This window comes from Enterococcus mundtii (assembly GCF_003957375.1).
Taxonomy (GTDB): domain Bacteria; phylum Bacillota; class Bacilli; order Lactobacillales; family Enterococcaceae; genus Enterococcus_B; species Enterococcus_B spodopteracolus.
The window spans coordinates 1,913,082-1,930,649 of the sequence record NZ_CP025473.1; the positions used below are offsets into that span (position 1 = coordinate 1,913,082).

The window sequence follows — 17,568 nt, forward strand, 5'->3', positions numbered from 1 at the left end:
TATGAACGATCATCTTTCTAAATAAAACTCAAAGCGGTCGCCGACATATTGGGTGCGTACATATTCAAATGGCGTACCATCTTCAAAGTAAGAAATCTGCCTTAAACGTAAAACAGCATCTCCTCGCTTGACCTCTAAATATTCAGCAATTTTTTCTGAAGCTAAGACTGCTGAAATTGTTTGTTTCGCCGCACCGATCTTGTTTCCTCTTTTTTCTTCGAGTGTTCGGTACAATGACTCCGTAATTTCTGCTTTGCTGTATCCATCGATGATTTTTTGCGGAATACTCGCAATCTCAAAGCAAATAGGGATATCATCAGCAAAACGAATCCGTTCCATTCGTAAGATGGTATCATCTTTTGTTAATTGCAATTTCTCCATTTCACTCGAACTTGGTGACGTGAGAAAATAAGAAACCGTTCGACTGGATGGCACACGATTTTGTGATTCCATAATTTCGGTGAAACTGGTTGCACCAGACATTTTTTCTTGGACCTTTTCTCGTGCTACGTACGTACCTGATCCAATTTTTCTTTCAAGGATTCCTTCATCGGCTAAGTTTTGGATCGCTTGTCTTAAAGTCATACGACTAACATTGAATTTGATGGCTAATTCTCTTTCTGAAGGAAGACGATCTCCGATTTTCCAAACGCCTTGCTCGATTTCACTTTTGATTTGATCGTGAATTTGTATATATACCGGTAATTGATTCGACATAACATCTATCCGTCCTTTCATTTCTATTTTATTATAACTGGTATATACCTAATTCTCAACAAAAAAGAGCCCACCATGCTGTTCATTCCACTGCCTCGCCCTACGACATAATAGCGTTTGGATAGAGAACTATGATCATTCACTCTTATTCAAATAAGTAATTAAAGTAACAAGCTCTTACTATTCTTGCTCGGAAACGACAGAATCAAAAAGGCTGGCTCAAGTTTACCCAACTAATCATTGATCCAGTGTTTTCATGGCCGTTGCCATCATCAAACGGATTCGATTCAATTGATTGACGACAGACGTACCTGGGTCATAATCGATTGCAGTAATGTTGGCTTTTGGGTAACGATGACGAAGCTCTTTGAATACCCCTTTGCCTACAACATGATTCGGTAGACAGCCAAATGGTTGCATACAAACGATATTAGGCACATCATTTTCCAACAATTCAATCATCTCACCGGTTAAAAACCAGCCTTCACCGGTCTGATTACCAATTGATAAAATCTGGCTTGCTTCCTCTGCTAATTGATGAATTGGTGTTATTCCATCAAAGCGTTGTGATTTCCTTAATGCTTTATCCATTGGCTTTACAACATATTCAATCAAGCGGATAAGAAACTGCGCGACCCATTTGCTTTTTTTCGAATGACCTAAATGTTCATATTTCCAGATTTGGTTGTATAGCGAATAATTCATAAAGCCCATGATATCAGGAACAACGACTTCAGCTCCTTCTTCTTCTAATAATCGGACGATATCATTATTGGCTGTAGGTGAATACTTGACTAGGATCTCTCCAACAATCCCTACTTTAGGTCTCGTTTGGTTCGTTAGCGGAACCGTGTCAAAAGCATGGATGATTTTCACCATATTTCGATTGAAATTTGTCAAAGAACCATTTTTGACATTGCGTTCCACTCGTTCAAGCCATTGATGGTGCATTGCATCAATCGTGCCTTTTTCTATCTCATATGGTCGAGTACGGTAAACGACCCGTTCAAAAAGATCGCCATATAAAAAAGCAACAGCTAAGCGTTTCAACAATGGCAATGTGAACGTAAAACCAGGAGAAGATTCTACCCCTTGATTGCCGAAAGACACAGAAACCACAGGTATCTGTGGGAAACCAGCTTCATCAAGCGCCTTTCGAAGCAGTGGGATATAATTAGTCGCTCGGCATCCACCTCCTGTTTGGGTCATCATCACGCTGGTATGATTTAAGTCATATGTGCCACTTTCCAATGCCTCGACTATTTGCCCAATTGAGATGATTGCTGGATAACACGCGTCATTGTTGACGTACTTTAACCCAACATCATTCGCATTTCCACTTTCTCTTGGCAAACAAACGACTTGATATCCCGAGGCTTTTAGAGCAACATCAACTAAACCAGATTGATGGATAGGACTCAACATAGGTAATAACAAGGTATGTGTTTTCTTCATTTCTTTGGTAAAAGTGATTTTATCTGGTATAAGAAATCGTTTTGTTGGGTGAAATTGTTGTTTGGTTCGTGCATCGACTGCCGCTTTTAATGAGCGCAAGCGTATCCTGATGGCACCTAAATTTGCACCTTCATCGATTTTTAGTACAGTGTATAACTTGCCATATTGCCCCATGATTTCTTCCACTTGATCAGTTGTCACCGCATCGATACCACACCCGAAAGAGTTTAATTGCACTAATTCTAATTCCTTAGATTTGGCGACGACTCGGGCGGCAGCATATAATCTTGATTGATAGACCCATTGATTCACTACGCGTAATTGCCCCACATCTCCTAGATGAGCAATGCTATCTTCTGTCAAGACATGGAAGCCTTCTTGTGTGATCAATTCTGCAATCCCATGATTGATTTCCGGATCTAGATGGTAAGGGCGACCTGCAAGAACGATGCCACGTTCATTGTTCTGATGTAGCATCCTTAAGGTTTCTTCTCCTTTTTGCTGAATTTCTTTTTTAAAATCGGCTAATGCTTCATATCCTTGGTGTAAGGCTTCTTTTATTTGCTCTTCTGAAAATCCATAATCAGAAAATGTTTGGTGTAACGTCTTTGCCACTGATGCTTCGTTCGCTAGATTCAAAAACGGCTGACGGTAATCAATCCGTCCTTCCCGAATTGCATCGACATTATTTTTGATGACATCTGGATAACTTTGAACGATGGGACAATTAAAATGATTGTCCGCTTGATTGTTCTCCTTTTGCTCAAAGATCACGCCCGGATAAAAAATGCAGGGAACACCAGCATCGATCAGTGACTGGATATGGCCATGCACCAGTTTCGCTGGATAGCAGACGGTATCGCTTGAAATCGTGTCGATCCCTTGTTCGTAGATTTTCTTACTCGAACGAGGGGATAAGACAACTCGAAAGCCTAAAGCACGAAAGAAAGTCTGCCAAAGTGGAAAGTTTTCATACATATTCAATACTCTTGGAATCCCGATTTCCCCGTTGACAGCTTCTGTTTTTCGTAATGGACGGTAACGGAATAATTGTCGAGATTTTTCAGCCACTAAATTGATTTTTTGATCGGCTTTTTTGATTTTGATCTGTGCCCCACGTTCACAACGATTACCAGAAATCAATTTCCGACCATCAGAAAATAAAGTGACCGTCAATAAGCAATTATTCTCACACAACCCACAGTGCGTCAATTCTTTTTCTGTCGTCAACTGAGTCAATTCTTCAAATGAGAGTACTTCACTTATTTCCCCTTTTTGATATTCTTCCAAAGCAATCAAAGAAGCGCCGTATGCACCCATCAATCCTGAGATAGAAGGACGAACAACTTCTCTTCCACTGATTGTTTCAAATGCTCGCAAGACTGCATCGTTATAAAAGGTTCCACCTTGGCACACGATCTTATTGCCTAAATCTTCTGGGTTTCTGATTTTGATCACTTTGTAGATCGCATTTTTGATCACAGAATAAGACAGACCAGCTGAGATGTCCCCAACAGAAGCGCCTTCTTTTTGGACCTGCTTGACCTTTGAATTCATGAAGACCGTACATCTGGAACCTAAGTCCACAGGGTTCTTAGCTGAAATAGCAGCAACCGCAAAATCTCGGATTCCATAACCTAATGACTTAGCAAATGTTTCGATAAATGAACCACAACCTGAAGAACAGGCTTCGTTCAATTGAATCGAAGACAATGCGCTGTCCTTGATCGTCATTGCCTTCATGTCTTGTCCGCCAATATCTAAAATAAAATCGACACCTGGTTGAAAAAAATTTGCTGCTTTATAATGCGCCATCGTTTCGACTTCACCAATATCGATTTTCAACGCACTCTTGATCAACGCTTCACCATACCCAGTCACTACCGCTTTACCGATAAAGCAGTCTTTGGGCATTTGCTGATACATATTTTTCAATACGTTGATGGTTGTTTCTAAAGGCTGTCCTTCATTGTTTCCATAAAATGAGAATAATAGCTCTCCTGATTGATTGATCAAGGTGACCTTCGTCGTTGTCGAACCAGCATCAATACCTAGGAAAGTCCCCCCTGATGGGTAGCTAGCGCACGTTCTTGCACCTTCGCTTTTTCGTGTCGTCTACGAAAATCAGCTAACTCTTGATCGTTCTGAAACAGTGGCGCTAAAGAACGAGATGGATGAAGCAACTCTTGCTCTTGGCTTTTCAATTTCTGGACTAATTCACTGAGTGTTTTTTCCTTTGAAGCTTTTGCGTGATAAGCTGCTCCTAATGCTACGAATAGTTGCGGATTTTCTGGAAAAATCACTTCTTCTGTCGATAGACTAAGCGTTTCAATAAAGCGTTGGCGCAATTCGGACATAAAGTAAAGTGGGCCACCTAAAAAGGCGACCTTTCCTTTGATCTTTCTGCCTGCTGCTAAACCAGCGATCGTTTGATTGACGACGGCTTGAAAAATACTAGCAGCGATATCAGCTTTCGCCGCTCCTTCGTTGATCAGTGGTTGTACATCCGTTTTAGCAAATACACCACAGCGAGAGGCAATCGGATAAAGCTGTTGGTATGCTTTGGCTAGTTCATTCAACCCATTTGCATCGGTTTTCAATAGTGCGGCCATCTGATCAATAAATGCGCCTGTCCCTCCCGCACAGCTACCATTCATGCGTTGTTCTAAAGAAGAACCAAAAAAAGTGATTTTAGCATCTTCTCCCCCTAATTCAATTGCTACATCTGTTTCGGGAATCCTTTCTTCGATCGTTTTTGTACATGCAATCACTTCTTGGATAAAAGGTAATTGTAGATGTTCCGCTAAGCCCATACCGCCAGAACCAGTGATGGCAAAAGCAATCCCCTGATCTTGTAAGGTTGTTTTGGCTTCTTCTAATATATTGATGGTTGCTTTTCTGATATCTGCATAATGTCGTTCGTATTTAGCAAAAAGAGTTTCACCATGTTTATCAAGAATCACTAATTTTACTGTCGTTGAACCTACATCGATACCTCCGTACATTTTCATCATCTCGCCACCTTCTTAAAAAGACGCTTTGTTGAACATTGAACAAACCGTCTGTTATACTACATATATCTATTCTAAAACGATTTAGAGCGATTGCAATAAGCAATAATCGTCAGTTTGTGAGATAAACAACAATTATGTGCGATTTGTCGACCAAAAGTGAGGAGATTTTTATGATGAAGAAAAACGATCTTCGAGTGAAACGTACCAATAAAATGATTATTGAAGCGTTCTTACGTTTATTAGAAACAAAAAGTATGGAGCGGATCACGATCCAAGAAATCGCCGATGAAGCAATGATCAATCGTGCAACATTTTATGCTCATTTCAAAGATAAACAAGATCTTTATGAGCATTTATTCCATATCGCTATCCAGACATTTACCTCGATTTTAGATTTGGAACCCTTGATGGAAGGTAATAAATTGAAGCTGAAACGGGTCAACCGCGCCTTAACTCAAATTTACCAATTGGTGGTTGAGAACAAAGCCATATTTATTACGACTTTAGACGGCACTTCGATCGAGTTTTTCAGGAAAAAGTTGAAAATTTTCTTATCAGAAAAATACGCCACTATCTTTGATCGTTTAAAAATCACAGAGAACGAACTAGAAGTACCTATTGACTTTATCACAGAATACATAACTGCCATTTTTACCGGTACTTTACATTGGTGGGTCACTAGTGAAACCGAGATGACACCACAGCAGTTAGCTACTTTAGTCATCAAATTAGTAGGAAATGGTCACTTGACCGTCTTAGGAATCGAGATTGAAAAATAACAAAAGCTCTGAAGAACACAAGATTATGTGAACTTCAGAGCTTTTGTTATTCTTAACGATTTTTAGACAACCATTTTTTGGTATGGTTTGTTGGACGTTTCGCTTTGATTTGGACAAATTTTTCTGATTTTTTCGGTACATGGATCTCTACATTGTACTTCTCCGATTTGATCATATCGTAAATCTTTTCTGCGGTTTCATCTACTTTTTGTTTCCACTTCATTTGTGCCGCCTCCTTTTTTCTTCTTATATCTACTCTAGCCTATAATAGCAAAATCAGCAAGAAACAAGATGTTTTACACAAAAAAAAGAGTGATCTGCAACTGATCACTCTAGGAACTGGGGTAGCTGGATTCGAACCAACGCATGAGGGAGTCAAAGTCCCTTGCCTTACCGCTTGGCTATACCCCAATGAAATGGAGGAGAGTGGATTCGAACCACTGAACCCTAAGGAACGGATTTACAGTCCGTCGCGTTTAGCCACTTCGCTACTCCTCCGAAAGGTTTGTATCAACCTGACTTAGTTATAATACCTAATTTTCCAAGTGATTGCAACCCTTTATTGAAAATTTTTTTGATATTTTTTTATTCGTGTAAATTCCAATGACGAATCACTGTTTCTATCGCATTTTCAAGACTTTTTTCTTTGCCAAAGTCTTCTTCTCCCAAGAAAATCTCAAATTCTTTTGGTCCATACGCTAAAATTTCACCGATCATTTTTTTACCAATAAATAACTGCGTTACCTCATATGTGTTCCCTTTGATCGTTTTTTTGATCTCTTCGGTACGCACTTCAATATCTTTATTCTTTTTTGACATTATTTCCCACCTCTTCAATAGTTTATCACATTTAACGGCAGAAAACATTCACTGCGCGCCTTCTATTTGATAATTTATTTTCTTACTTCTTGTTGCGCTAGATAATTTGCCGCTGCCCCTATCAGGTTCGCATCATTGCGATACTCACACAGGGTGATTAATGGATCAAAATCATTCAACCCAAAATGGCTCGTCAATTTTTTCATCCGTTGATTGATTTCTGTCAGTAATCCCTCTTTTGCAGAAATTCCGCCACCCAATACGATCACTTCTGGATCAAAAGAAAATTGAATACTAAATAACCCTTTTGTTAAATAATCATAAAAAGATTCAACTTCTTCTTGTGCGAGAGGATCACCATTTTCTGCTAATTCAAAGACTTCTTTTCCACTAAAGGTATTTTTATCTAATCCTTTGCGTTCACAGTACCGCCACGCCATTTGGACTGCCGTTCCTAATGTACTGAATGTATGCTCTCCATTAAGAAACATCAACCCAAATTCTCCGCCATAAAGATGAGCGCCTTTATTCAATTCACCATTAGTGAACATCGCACCACCTACGCCTGTACCAATCACTACAAAAGCAACATTTTGATAGCCACGAGCAGCACCTTCATAAAACTCAGCCATTCCCGCACAATTCGCATCATTTTCCATAGCAACTGGCAGACCAAACAATTCCGTTAATTCAGTATAAATATCAAATCCATGGATATAAGGGATCGCGCTGATACCTTCAATCACTTGTCGTTGGCTGTTCACAACACCTGGTGCACTAAAGGCGACCCCACTGATTGCTACTTCTTGTGATAATTGCTGGAATACCGATGATAATTGCGCTTTCATTTCTTTCCATGTAGCTGGTGTTGTGAACTGACCTTTATGTGTTAGTGTTTCTTGTTCCCAATAACCATATTTGACAGCTGAACCGCCAAAATCGAATGCTAAAATCCCCATAATTATTTGTTCCTCCTCGATAGTTTTTCATCATTACTTTCATTATGAAACGCTTTCTTTTCATTCTATAATTCTTTGGCTAAAGTGACTTGATCTCTCAGAAGTATTCCTTCTTCATAGATTGGTTCTGGGTAGTTATTGATGAAGTAATCCTTTTCCCTTGATACTTCTTTAAATCCTTTCTTTTGATAGAGGTATAACGCTGGATTCGTAATACTTCCTGTACGGATTAATATTTTTGTTAGTTGTTTGCATTCTTTGCTAAACTGTTCGAGTGCATGGTCAATCAGCTTGCCACCGATTCCTCTTCCTTGATGCGCATCAGCAACAGAAACATTCATGATCTCACATTCCGTTTCTCTGATTTCATAAACAAGCACACCAATCACTTCATCATGCTCTTTCCAGATAAATCCATCGCCATTAGTCACATAAGCGATCACTTTGTCTTTATCAGGATCCGCTTCTAGTAGTAACGCCCATGGTAAGTCACTTTTGTTCAATTGTTGAAACATTGCTTCCTCCCATCTTATAAAAATCAATGACTCTATTTTTTGTATTTTTTATAGTCTGGCATCGTTTGATCTTCTTTATTACGTGTCAAACGAAAGTTACGAGGCACATAATCGATACCGCCTTTCACAAATGGGTGACAACGAAAGATGCGTGCTGTTCCCATTAGAGTTCCTTTGAGCGCACCATGTACTTGGATGGCTTGGATCATGTAATTGGAACAAGTTGGATAATACCGACAACTTGGTGGGAACGCAGGTGAAATAAAACGCTGGTATCCTCGAACTAAATAAATTAAAATCTTTTTCATATTTTCATCTCCATAAAAAAGAGGATTGGTCATACATCCACTTACCATCCCCTATACCCGGATAAACGGTGTTCTAAAAGCAACTCCTACAGAAATAAGCGCCAAAACCCAAAAATATGAAAAGCTATTTTCGGATTTTGGCGCTTATTTCTCGGAGCTGTACGCTTTTGCCACAACCTCTTTTTATCTTATCTGTTACCTAATTTACACACTTAACTAAAGAAATCGAAGATATGCAACCATAAGCTCGGTTGAAAGACCTTGAATGGACTTCCACCGCCAATCAAACCATATCCGATCATTGTTCCAATGATGAATAATAGGAGTACAAGTAAAATGACAGCTAAAATTTTTACCAAACTTATCAAAATATAGCGTGGATTCGTCATCTCTCGTCACATCCTTAAGCGATTGTTTGTGGTGTTTTTTCGATTGGTGTTTCTTCCACGCTTACACGTTCCACATCTGCACCTAATTGTTGCAATTTAATATGGAAATTATAATAGCCACGATCTAAATATTTCAGGTTACGAACGCGTGTGATTCCATTTGCTTTCAAACCAGCTAATACGAGCGCTGCTGCTGCTCTTAGATCTGTTGCATAGACTTCAGCACCTTGTAATTCGTGATTACCATCCATGATCGCAATGTTGCCATCGATTTTTACATGGGCATTCATTCTGCGCATTTCTTCAAGATGTTGGAAACGGTTCTCAAAGACTGTTTCAGTCACAACACTTGTACCTTCTGCAACCAACTGGATAGCAGTCATTTGTGCTTGCATATCCGTTGGGAAACCAGGATGTGGCATTGTTTTTACATCTGTTGGTAAAATATGTTTTGGTCCGATGACACGAACGCCACCGTCTTCTTCAGTGATCGTTGCACCCATTTCGATCAATTTAGAGATCAATGGACGATTATGCTCAGAAATCGCATCAGCGATCAATAGATTGCCTTCAGTCATCGCTGCTGCTACCATGAAAGTACCGGCTTCGATACGGTCTTGGACGATTGAATGGTTGACTGCATGCAAATGATCAACGCCTTCGATACGCATCGTTTCTGTACCAGCGCCATAAACATTCGCACCCATTTTATTTAAGATATTCGCTAAATCAACGATTTCAGGTTCACGTGCGACGTTTTCAATGATCGTCGTGCCTTTTGCTTTGACAGCAGCCATCATGATGTTTTGTGTCGCACCAACACTTGGAAAATCTAAATAGATCGTATTTCCGATCAGTTGATCGGCGATTGCTTCGATATAACCATTCTTTTGAATGATTTTTGCACCCAAGGCTTGAAAACCTTTTAGGTGTAAATCAATCGGACGTTTTCCAATCGCACATCCACCAGGCATTGCAACTTTGGCATGACCATTTCTAGCCAATAATGGTCCCATCACAACGATTGACGCACGCATTTGGCTTACGTATTCATAAGGTGCTTCAATTTCTAATTCTCTCGATGCATCAAGTGTCACACGATTATTCTCTTCATCAAACGCTACATCTACGTTCAAATGACGGATCACTTGATTCATAGTGAACACGTCAGAAAGAATTGGCACATTATCTAAAACGGTCGTTCCTTCTTCAGCCAATAAACTTGCGGCTAAAATCGGCAATACCGCATTCTTTGCTCCTTCGATCTTTACTGTTCCTTTTAATTGATTGCCACCTTTTACGATGATCTCTTCCATGTTGTTCCCCCCAAAAAAATCCGTTGAGTATACATTCGCTCAAAATCTTTTTTATTATATCACTTCTTGTTTTAAAATAGTACCTTTTTTTAAAATTATAGGCTGACGAAAAGATTTCGACATAGCGCAATGATCTCTAAGAAAAAACTGCTCGCTGTATACCCTAAAAAAATTGAAAAAAGGACAATTGCCATTCTAATTTGTGTCGTATGCATTGAACGAAAAAAAGCGTCAACGCGTAAAGAACGCAAAGACCAAAAGGCTAAGTAAATAAATGCCAAATGACTAACGATCCGAATGATTGCATCAATACCATATACTTGCATCATTACGCCCTTTCTAACAAATGTTTTTTATAACTAACACACTGATGATACCATAAAATTTATAAAAGTAGAAATTATTGGTTGTAAAAATGATAAATCTCTGTAATTTTCTTGACAAACTCTGAAAAATGGATGAAAAATATCATTTCTTTACACTAAAAAAATAAATTTTATCCTAACAATGAATGACAAAGAAAAGACACTACATTAATAGAAAAAATCGCAAAATTTTAACATGGTATAGTAAATCTATGTCCTTCCGTATCCTTACTGTTGACCGTTTATTAAAAAAGAAGAGATCGGAAAACACACGTGGATGCATTAGCACCCCTAAGTGTTTGTCCCGATCTCTTCTTTTGGGAGTGGTTCTCCCTCCATAATTCAATTAATTGTCAATTATAGTAATCACTTATGTTTTGATACATTGATACGGTTCACTGCGCGGTGTAACGCAACAGTTGCTCGTTTCAGTTCATTCTTATCCTCTTTTTGTTTGGCTTCTTCGATTTGGCGTTCAGCACGTTGTTTTGCACGTTCTGCTCGAGTTACGTCGATATCTCGTTCACGTTCCGCACTATCTGCAACGATTGAAACTAAGTTATCGCGAACTTCCATGATGCCACCGTTCACAGCGATCCAGTCAACGTGTGTATCTGAATCTGTCCGTTTCACACGAACTTCATCAATTGTTAAAGGCACGATGATGGGCGCATGTTGCGGTAAAATACCAAGTTCACCAGCAGTAGTTCGTGCAACAACGATTGCCGCATGGTGATCATAAACTAAACCATCGGGAGTAACCACATTAACAGTTAAATATTGATCCATGGGGCACCCCTTTCTAGTAGCCTAGTTTTTTCGCTTTTTCGACAACGTCTTCGATTCGGCCGACACTGCGGAATGCTTCTTCAGGAAGGTCATCGTATTTACCTTCAAGAATCTCACGGAAGCCTTTGACAGTTTCTTCAACTGGTACGTAAGAACCTGGAAGACCTGTGAATTGTTCAGCTACATTGAAGTTTTGCGATAAGAAGAATTGGATTCGACGAGCGCGTGAAACCAATATTTTTTCTTGATCTGATAATTCATCCATCCCTAAAATAGCGATGATGTCTTGTAATTCACGGTAACGTTGTAATACATGTTGGACTTCAGTCGCTACTTTGTAGTGTTCTTCTCCTACGATTTCAGGAGATAACGCACTTGATGAAGAAGCAAGTGGGTCAACGGCTGGATAGATCCCTTGTTCGGTCAATTTACGTTCCAAGTTTGTCGTTGCATCTAAATGGGCAAATGTCGTTGCTGGCGCTGGGTCAGTATAGTCATCTGCTGGCACGTAGATTGCTTGGATCGACGTGATCGAACCTTTTTTCGTTGAAGTGATCCGTTCTTGGAGTTGTCCCATTTCAGTCGCTAAGGTTGGTTGATAACCAACCGCTGATGGCATACGTCCTAATAAGGCAGATACTTCCGAACCTGCTTGGGTGAACCGGAAAATATTATCAATAAATAAAAGCACGTCTTGTCCTTCGACATCACGGAAATATTCCGCAATCGTCAATCCAGTTAGTGCGACACGCATACGAGCACCTGGTGGCTCATTCATTTGTCCAAACACCATCGCTGTTTTTTCGATTACGCCTGAATCTTTCATTTCGTAATACAGATCGTTTCCTTCACGGGTACGTTCACCAACACCGGTAAACACTGAGATTCCCCCATGTTCTTGGGCGATATTATGGATCAATTCTTGGATCAGTACGGTTTTACCAACACCGGCACCCCCAAACAATCCAACTTTCCCACCTTTCAAATAAGGTGCTAATAAGTCAATGACTTTGATCCCAGTTTCAAGAATCTCTGTACTTGTGCTTAATTCATCAAAATTTGGTGCTTTCTTGTGGATCTCGCTTCTTTGTGCATCTTCTGGAAACGGTGCTTCCAAATCGATTGTTTCACCTAGCACGTTGAACACACGACCTAATGTTTCTGTTCCAACTGGTACAGAGATCGCTTTACCTGTGTCGATGACTTCCATTCCACGTTGTAGTCCATCCGTCGATTCCATTGCGATCGTACGGATCACACCGTCACCTAATTCTAATGCTGCTTCAAGAACAACTTTTGATTTTTGCTCATCATTTTTATAAACAACGAATGCGTTGTTGATATCTGGTAAGGATTGGTCTAAAGAAAATTCCACGTCGACAACGGGACCGATTACTTGAACAATCTTGCCTGAACTCATCTTTTTTCCTCCAATCTCCTTGCTATTCTAGTGCCGATGCTCCGGCAACAATTTCGGTAATTTCTTGGGTGATCGCCCCTTGTCTTGCACGGTTATAAGAAACCGTCAGATCATCGATGATGTTCGCAGCATTATCTGTTGCGGTTTTCATTGCAGTCATTCCCGCGGCATGTTCTGCCGTTTTCGCATCAACGATCGCACCATAAATCAAACTTTCGGCATATTGCGGCAACAATTGAGTCAAGATTTCTTCTTTTGAAGGTTCAAAAATATATTCTTGCTCAAAGCTTTTCGCTTCTCCCGGATCTAAATCTGAAATAGGTAACATTTTTTCTACACGAAATTGACTAGTCAATGAATTGATATGATGGTTATAACATACATACAATTCGTCAAATACTTCATTTTGATACATGGTCGTTGCCATATTCACGATTTTACGAACCTCATCAAAGCTAGGTTGATCAGACAAATTGCGCAGTTCATACGCTAAGTTGATGTCACGAGCTTTAAAGAAATCCGCTCCGGTACCACCAATGGCGATCATGACATATTCATCTGGTGATTGATGGTCTTCTTCCAAGATGGACATGGTTTGTTTCAATATGGAACTATTGTAGCCACCGACTAACCCACCATCAGCTGTGATCACGATATAACCGGTTTTTTTAACTGGTCGACTGATCAGCATACTATTATAATTGACATCTCCTCTTGGATTAGCCGAAGCAATGTCAGTTAATTGTGTTGCTGTTAGATGCGTAACGATTTCTCTCACCTTATTGGCATAAATCTGGAATTTCTGTGAAGAAGCTTCAGATTTTGTCAATTTAGAGGCTGAGACCATTTGCATGGCACGAGTGATTTGGCTCGTTTTTTTCGTTGACGCGATTCGTGTCTTGATTTCATTTAATGAAGCGCCCATTCATCTCACCTCACTATGCATTTTGAATGGATTTCAATTTATCTTCTGTTGAAGAATTATTTCCTTTTGTTGCCATAAAGATATCTTTGTACTCTTGAATTGCTTGGTTCAACGCTTCTTCTTCAGGAAGATCTTTCGTTGTACGGATCGTTTCAAAGAGATCTGCATGATTTGTCTCAAGATATTCAAATAATTCATGTTCAAAATCTAAGATGCTATCTACAGGGATACTGTCTAAGTAACCGTGTGTCAATGCATATAAGATGACTACTTGTTTTTCCACTGCAAGAGGTGCATGTAATTTTTGCTTCAAGATTTCTACTGTACGACGACCACGATTCAATTTCGCTTGTGTCGCCGCATCTAAATCAGAACCAAATTGCGTAAATGCTTCTAATTCACGGTAACTTGCTAAGTCTAGACGCAATGTTCCGGCAACTTTTTTCATTGCTTTGATCTGTGCTGAACCACCAACACGAGAAACTGATAACCCTGCATCTACGGCTGGACGAGTTCCTGCATAGAACAAATCACTTTCTAAGAAGATTTGTCCATCAGTGATTGAAATGACGTTTGTTGGAATATAAGCAGAGATATCCCCAGCTTGTGTTTCAACAAATGGTAAGGCAGTCATTGACCCTCCACCTAGATCATCACTTAATTTTGCTGCACGTTCTAACAAACGTGAGTGCAAGTAGAAAACATCCCCTGGATAGGCTTCGCGGCCTGGTGGTCGACGAAGTAATAAAGAAAGCTCACGATAGGCAACAGCTTGTTTAGATAGATCATCAAAAATGATCAATACATGTTTGCCGTTATACATGAATTCTTCACCCATAGCTGTTCCAGCATAAGGTGCGATGTATAGCAATGGTGCAGGTTGAGAAGCTCCCGCATTGACTACGATCGTATAATCCATTGCGCCATATTTTTTCAATGTTTCTACTTGTGTACGTACCGTTGAATCTTTTTGTCCAATGGCCACATAGATACAAATCATATCTTGACCTTTTTGGTTGATGATTGTATCGATTGCAATCGATGTTTTCCCTGTTTTACGGTCACCGATAACTAATTCACGTTGTCCACGTCCGATCGGTACTAACGCATCGATTGCTTTCAACCCTGTTTGCATTGGTTCGTTGACTGATTTACGTTGCATAACACCAGGTGCCATCGCTTCAACTGGACGTGTTTTGTCCGTCACGATTTCTCCTAGCCCATCAATGGGTTGTCCTAAAGGATTGACGACACGTCCGATCATTGCGTCCCCTACAGGTACTTCCATGATCTTTCCTGTGCGTTTTACTTTATCCCCTTCACGAATGGATTCAAAATCACCTAAGATAATGATTCCGACATCATTTGATTCCAAGTTTTGTGCCATACCATATGAACCGTTCGAAAATTCAAGTAGTTCACCACTCATGGCATTTTCAAGTCCATGCGCACGTGCGATTCCGTCACCAACATAAGTGACTGTACCGATTTCTTCGACTGAAAGCACGTTTTCATAATGTTCAATTTGTTCTTTAATCAAGGCACTAATTTCTTCTGCTTTGATAGCCATTCGATTCACCTACCTCTTTGTACTATCTATTTAATTGATTACGCAATTTTTCCAACTGCGTCCGAATGCTTCCGTCGATCACTTGATGATCTGCTTCTACAATTGCCCCACCAATGATCGTAGAATCAACTTGTTGCTTCAATTCGACCGTTTGATAGTTCATTGTTTTAGCGACATTTTCTTCAAGTCTAGTCAATTGTTCCGCTGAAAGTGGGACTGCTGTAGTCACACTTCCTAGTAACAAACCATTATTTTCATTGTAACGATGTTCATATTCATCGATCATCAAAGGTAGATCGTTCATCCGATTGTACATGAACACGACTTCTAAAAAGTTTTTTACGATTCCTTGATAACCACTGACTAATTTGTCCATGATCAATCGCTTTTCATGCGGTTCCAATCGAACATCACTAAGGACACTCCCTAATTCAGGAACATCAGCATAGATATTACGTAGACTAAGAAGTTCTTGGTAAATTTCTTCTGTATTATTTGAATCGATCGCCAGTTCAAATAATGCTTTTCCGTAACGTCTACCTACTGTGTATTTATCTAGTTTCATTTGACGAACCTAGACCTTCGATATATTGATTGATTAAAGATTCGTGCATTTCTGGAGATAATTCTTTATTCAAGATTTTTTCCGCGATTTGAAGAGAAAGTTCTGCTACATCGTCTTTGACTGAGTTCAAGGCCGTATCACGTTCCATCGTGATATCCGATTGGGCTTTACTTTTTAGACGAGCAACTTCTTCTTGCGTCTCCTTCAAAATATTTTGGCGGCTTAATTCTCCACTTTCTTTCGCATGTTTGATGATATCCGCAGCATCAGAGCGAGAAGCCAACAATTGTTGCTCACGTTCTTGTTCTAATTTTGCTGATTTGATGCGAGATTGTTCTGCAGAATCTAAATCATTGGCGATCTTATCTTCACGTTTTTTCAAAATATCGCTGATCGGTCCCCACGCAAAGTGTTTTAATAGGACCATTAATATCAAAAATGAGCCGCTGACAACGATGATATTACCTAACATCGGATTGCCAACTTCTGCAATTGCCAATTGATTCAGCATAGGTTAGCCTTCCTTTCTCTGAGAATCCAGTTTTCTTAGATTGCGTATTTAATAAAATAGTAGATAGCTTCTTTGACTATCGCGCAACCTGAGCATTTTTATTACACACCAAAAACTAGGATCAAGGCGATAACAACACCTAGAATAGGAACGGCTTCGACTAAGGCTACCCCAATAAACATCGTTGTACGTAATTGACCTGACATTTCAGGTTGGCGTGCCATTGATTCGATTGTTTTAGAAATTACTTGACCATTACCGTAACCAGCTCCGATAGCTGCCCCTAAGATTGCGATTGCTGCTGCGATATAATTCATAATTTACTTCCTCCTAAATAGTTTAAATAGTAATTAAATCTAGTTGTTTTACTCTTCTACTTCAATTTTGTGACTCATATATACCATTGATAAAGTGACAAAGACAAATGCTTGGATGCTTCCGATAAATAATGAGAACGCGATCCAAACCATCTCTAACGGAATTGCTAAAGGCAATGAGAACCAGCCTAAGCTTGTCATCATTTTTGCGATTAAAGTTAGCAATACTTCTCCCGCATAAATATTCCCATAAAGACGTAAAGCAAGTGTTAACAAGTTTGTGAACTCTTCGATCACCTTCATTGGAAACATAAAACTATAAGGTTTTAGGAACGAGTTGACAAAGTATCCTTTGAAGCCGAGCTTCTTCACCCCGAATAGATGAGTAAGTGTGATCATAATAAATGCCAATGTTAAAGTTACAAACGGGTCTGCTGTCGGACTTTTCCAAAGTGTCGTTTCGCTAGGTAAGACGATTTTTGTAACTAATCCGATATTGTTCGCAACAAAAACGAAGAGAAACAAGGTAAATGCCAATAAATGAAAATTATTCAATTCTTTTCTAGGCACATTATCTGTCACGATCCCTCGTGTAAAATCAATGACCCATTCAAGTGCATTTTGCTTTCCAGTTGGCTTCATCTTTAGATTTCTTGTAAAGAAGTAAACTAAAAAGAAAACGATCAAACAAGTTAACAACACCATCAAACAAACAGTTCCATCAAACCAAACCGGTCCAATGTGAAACGTTAGCGAGCGTTCATCCAATCCATTTCACCTCTTTTCCCCGAATTTCACATAAAATCAATTTCATGTGTGTATCTGGTTTTTCTTT

The 17,568-nt window shown here is 39.5% G+C and carries 18 protein-coding genes, 2 tRNA genes and 1 pseudogene; 1 reads left to right on the top strand and 20 read right to left on the bottom strand.

Annotation, left to right across the window (positions count from 1 at the left end):
* Nucleotides 1-9: 9 nt before the first annotated feature.
* Together CYK55_RS09300 and CYK55_RS09305 are read right to left on the bottom strand one after the other, a co-directional pair.
* A complete protein-coding gene (locus tag CYK55_RS09300) occupies nucleotides 10-717 on the bottom strand; it encodes a GntR family transcriptional regulator (protein ID WP_034687427.1) in 708 nt (235 codons plus the stop codon).
* 237 nt (nucleotides 718-954) lie between these two features.
* Nucleotides 955-5,183: pseudogene (locus tag CYK55_RS09305) on the bottom strand (acyl-CoA dehydratase activase-related protein).
* Between the two features lie 173 nt (nucleotides 5,184-5,356).
* Here CYK55_RS09305 and CYK55_RS09310 point away from each other — a divergent pair.
* A complete protein-coding gene (locus tag CYK55_RS09310; RefSeq protein WP_126134232.1) occupies nucleotides 5,357-5,965 on the top strand; it encodes a TetR/AcrR family transcriptional regulator in 609 nt (202 codons plus the stop codon).
* 52 nt (nucleotides 5,966-6,017) lie between these two features.
* On the opposite strand, the gene CYK55_RS13500 is transcribed toward CYK55_RS09310, so the two are convergent.
* The 18 genes from CYK55_RS13500 to atpB form a co-directional block, all read right to left on the bottom strand.
* Nucleotides 6,018-6,188 carry a hypothetical protein gene (locus CYK55_RS13500; protein WP_010734900.1) on the bottom strand — a complete coding sequence of 57 codons (171 nt, stop codon included), beginning with the start codon at nucleotides 6,186-6,188 and terminating at the stop codon, nucleotides 6,018-6,020.
* A gap of 116 nt (nucleotides 6,189-6,304) precedes the next feature.
* Nucleotides 6,305-6,376, bottom strand: a tRNA-Gln gene (locus tag CYK55_RS09315).
* A 6-nt stretch (nucleotides 6,377-6,382) separates the two neighbouring features.
* Nucleotides 6,383-6,463: transfer RNA gene (locus tag CYK55_RS09320), tRNA-Tyr, on the bottom strand.
* Between the two features lie 87 nt (nucleotides 6,464-6,550).
* Nucleotides 6,551-6,784 carry a DUF2969 domain-containing protein gene (locus CYK55_RS09325; protein ID WP_010734899.1) on the bottom strand — a complete coding sequence of 78 codons (234 nt, stop codon included), beginning with the start codon at nucleotides 6,782-6,784 and terminating at the stop codon, nucleotides 6,551-6,553.
* A 74-nt stretch (nucleotides 6,785-6,858) separates the two neighbouring features.
* Complete coding sequence (locus tag CYK55_RS09330) at nucleotides 6,859-7,743, bottom strand: ROK family protein (protein ID WP_126134233.1); 885 nt, start codon at nucleotides 7,741-7,743, stop codon at nucleotides 6,859-6,861.
* Nucleotides 7,744-7,808: 65 nt separating this feature from the next.
* Nucleotides 7,809-8,258 carry a GNAT family N-acetyltransferase gene (locus CYK55_RS09335; protein WP_034687436.1) on the bottom strand — a complete coding sequence of 150 codons (450 nt, stop codon included), beginning with the start codon at nucleotides 8,256-8,258 and terminating at the stop codon, nucleotides 7,809-7,811.
* Nucleotides 8,259-8,290: 32 nt separating this feature from the next.
* The gene (gene yidD / locus CYK55_RS09340) at nucleotides 8,291-8,566 is read right to left on the bottom strand and encodes a membrane protein insertion efficiency factor YidD (RefSeq protein ID WP_034687566.1); all 276 of its coding nucleotides are present in this window, start codon (nucleotides 8,564-8,566) and stop codon (nucleotides 8,291-8,293) included.
* Between the two features lie 212 nt (nucleotides 8,567-8,778).
* Nucleotides 8,779-8,955, bottom strand: coding sequence for a DNA-directed RNA polymerase subunit beta (locus CYK55_RS09345; protein WP_080693132.1), 177 nt, complete (start codon nucleotides 8,953-8,955; stop codon nucleotides 8,779-8,781).
* Between the two features lie 14 nt (nucleotides 8,956-8,969).
* On the bottom strand, nucleotides 8,970-10,271 hold the full coding sequence (gene murA, locus CYK55_RS09350; protein WP_034687438.1) for a UDP-N-acetylglucosamine 1-carboxyvinyltransferase: 1,302 nt from the start codon (nucleotides 10,269-10,271) through the stop codon (nucleotides 8,970-8,972).
* A 95-nt stretch (nucleotides 10,272-10,366) separates the two neighbouring features.
* Nucleotides 10,367-10,597, bottom strand: coding sequence for a DUF1146 family protein (locus CYK55_RS09355; RefSeq protein WP_029594144.1), 231 nt, complete (start codon nucleotides 10,595-10,597; stop codon nucleotides 10,367-10,369).
* Between the two features lie 405 nt (nucleotides 10,598-11,002).
* On the bottom strand, nucleotides 11,003-11,425 hold the full coding sequence (locus tag CYK55_RS09360; RefSeq protein WP_010734892.1) for a F0F1 ATP synthase subunit epsilon: 423 nt from the start codon (nucleotides 11,423-11,425) through the stop codon (nucleotides 11,003-11,005).
* Between the two features lie 13 nt (nucleotides 11,426-11,438).
* Entirely contained in the window at nucleotides 11,439-12,845 is a 1,407-nt protein-coding gene (gene atpD / locus CYK55_RS09365; protein WP_034687440.1) for a F0F1 ATP synthase subunit beta, read from the bottom strand.
* A 22-nt stretch (nucleotides 12,846-12,867) separates the two neighbouring features.
* Nucleotides 12,868-13,770, bottom strand: coding sequence for a F0F1 ATP synthase subunit gamma (locus CYK55_RS09370; RefSeq protein ID WP_010734890.1), 903 nt, complete (start codon nucleotides 13,768-13,770; stop codon nucleotides 12,868-12,870).
* Nucleotides 13,771-13,783: 13 nt separating this feature from the next.
* Nucleotides 13,784-15,340, bottom strand: coding sequence for a F0F1 ATP synthase subunit alpha (gene atpA / locus CYK55_RS09375; RefSeq protein WP_010734889.1), 1,557 nt, complete (start codon nucleotides 15,338-15,340; stop codon nucleotides 13,784-13,786).
* A gap of 22 nt (nucleotides 15,341-15,362) precedes the next feature.
* Nucleotides 15,363-15,905, bottom strand: coding sequence for an ATP synthase F1 subunit delta (gene atpH / locus CYK55_RS09380; RefSeq protein ID WP_034687442.1), 543 nt, complete (start codon nucleotides 15,903-15,905; stop codon nucleotides 15,363-15,365).
* Complete coding sequence (atpF, locus tag CYK55_RS09385; RefSeq protein ID WP_010734887.1) at nucleotides 15,892-16,416, bottom strand: F0F1 ATP synthase subunit B; 525 nt, start codon at nucleotides 16,414-16,416, stop codon at nucleotides 15,892-15,894. The genes atpH and atpF overlap by 14 nt, the downstream gene beginning before the upstream one ends.
* A 101-nt stretch (nucleotides 16,417-16,517) precedes the next feature.
* Nucleotides 16,518-16,733, bottom strand: coding sequence for an ATP synthase F0 subunit C (atpE, locus tag CYK55_RS09390; protein WP_010734886.1), 216 nt, complete (start codon nucleotides 16,731-16,733; stop codon nucleotides 16,518-16,520).
* A gap of 48 nt (nucleotides 16,734-16,781) precedes the next feature.
* Nucleotides 16,782-17,501, bottom strand: a complete 720-nt coding sequence (atpB, locus tag CYK55_RS09395; RefSeq protein ID WP_010734885.1) for a F0F1 ATP synthase subunit A — start codon at nucleotides 17,499-17,501, stop codon at nucleotides 16,782-16,784.
* Between the last annotated feature and the right edge of the window lie 67 nt (nucleotides 17,502-17,568).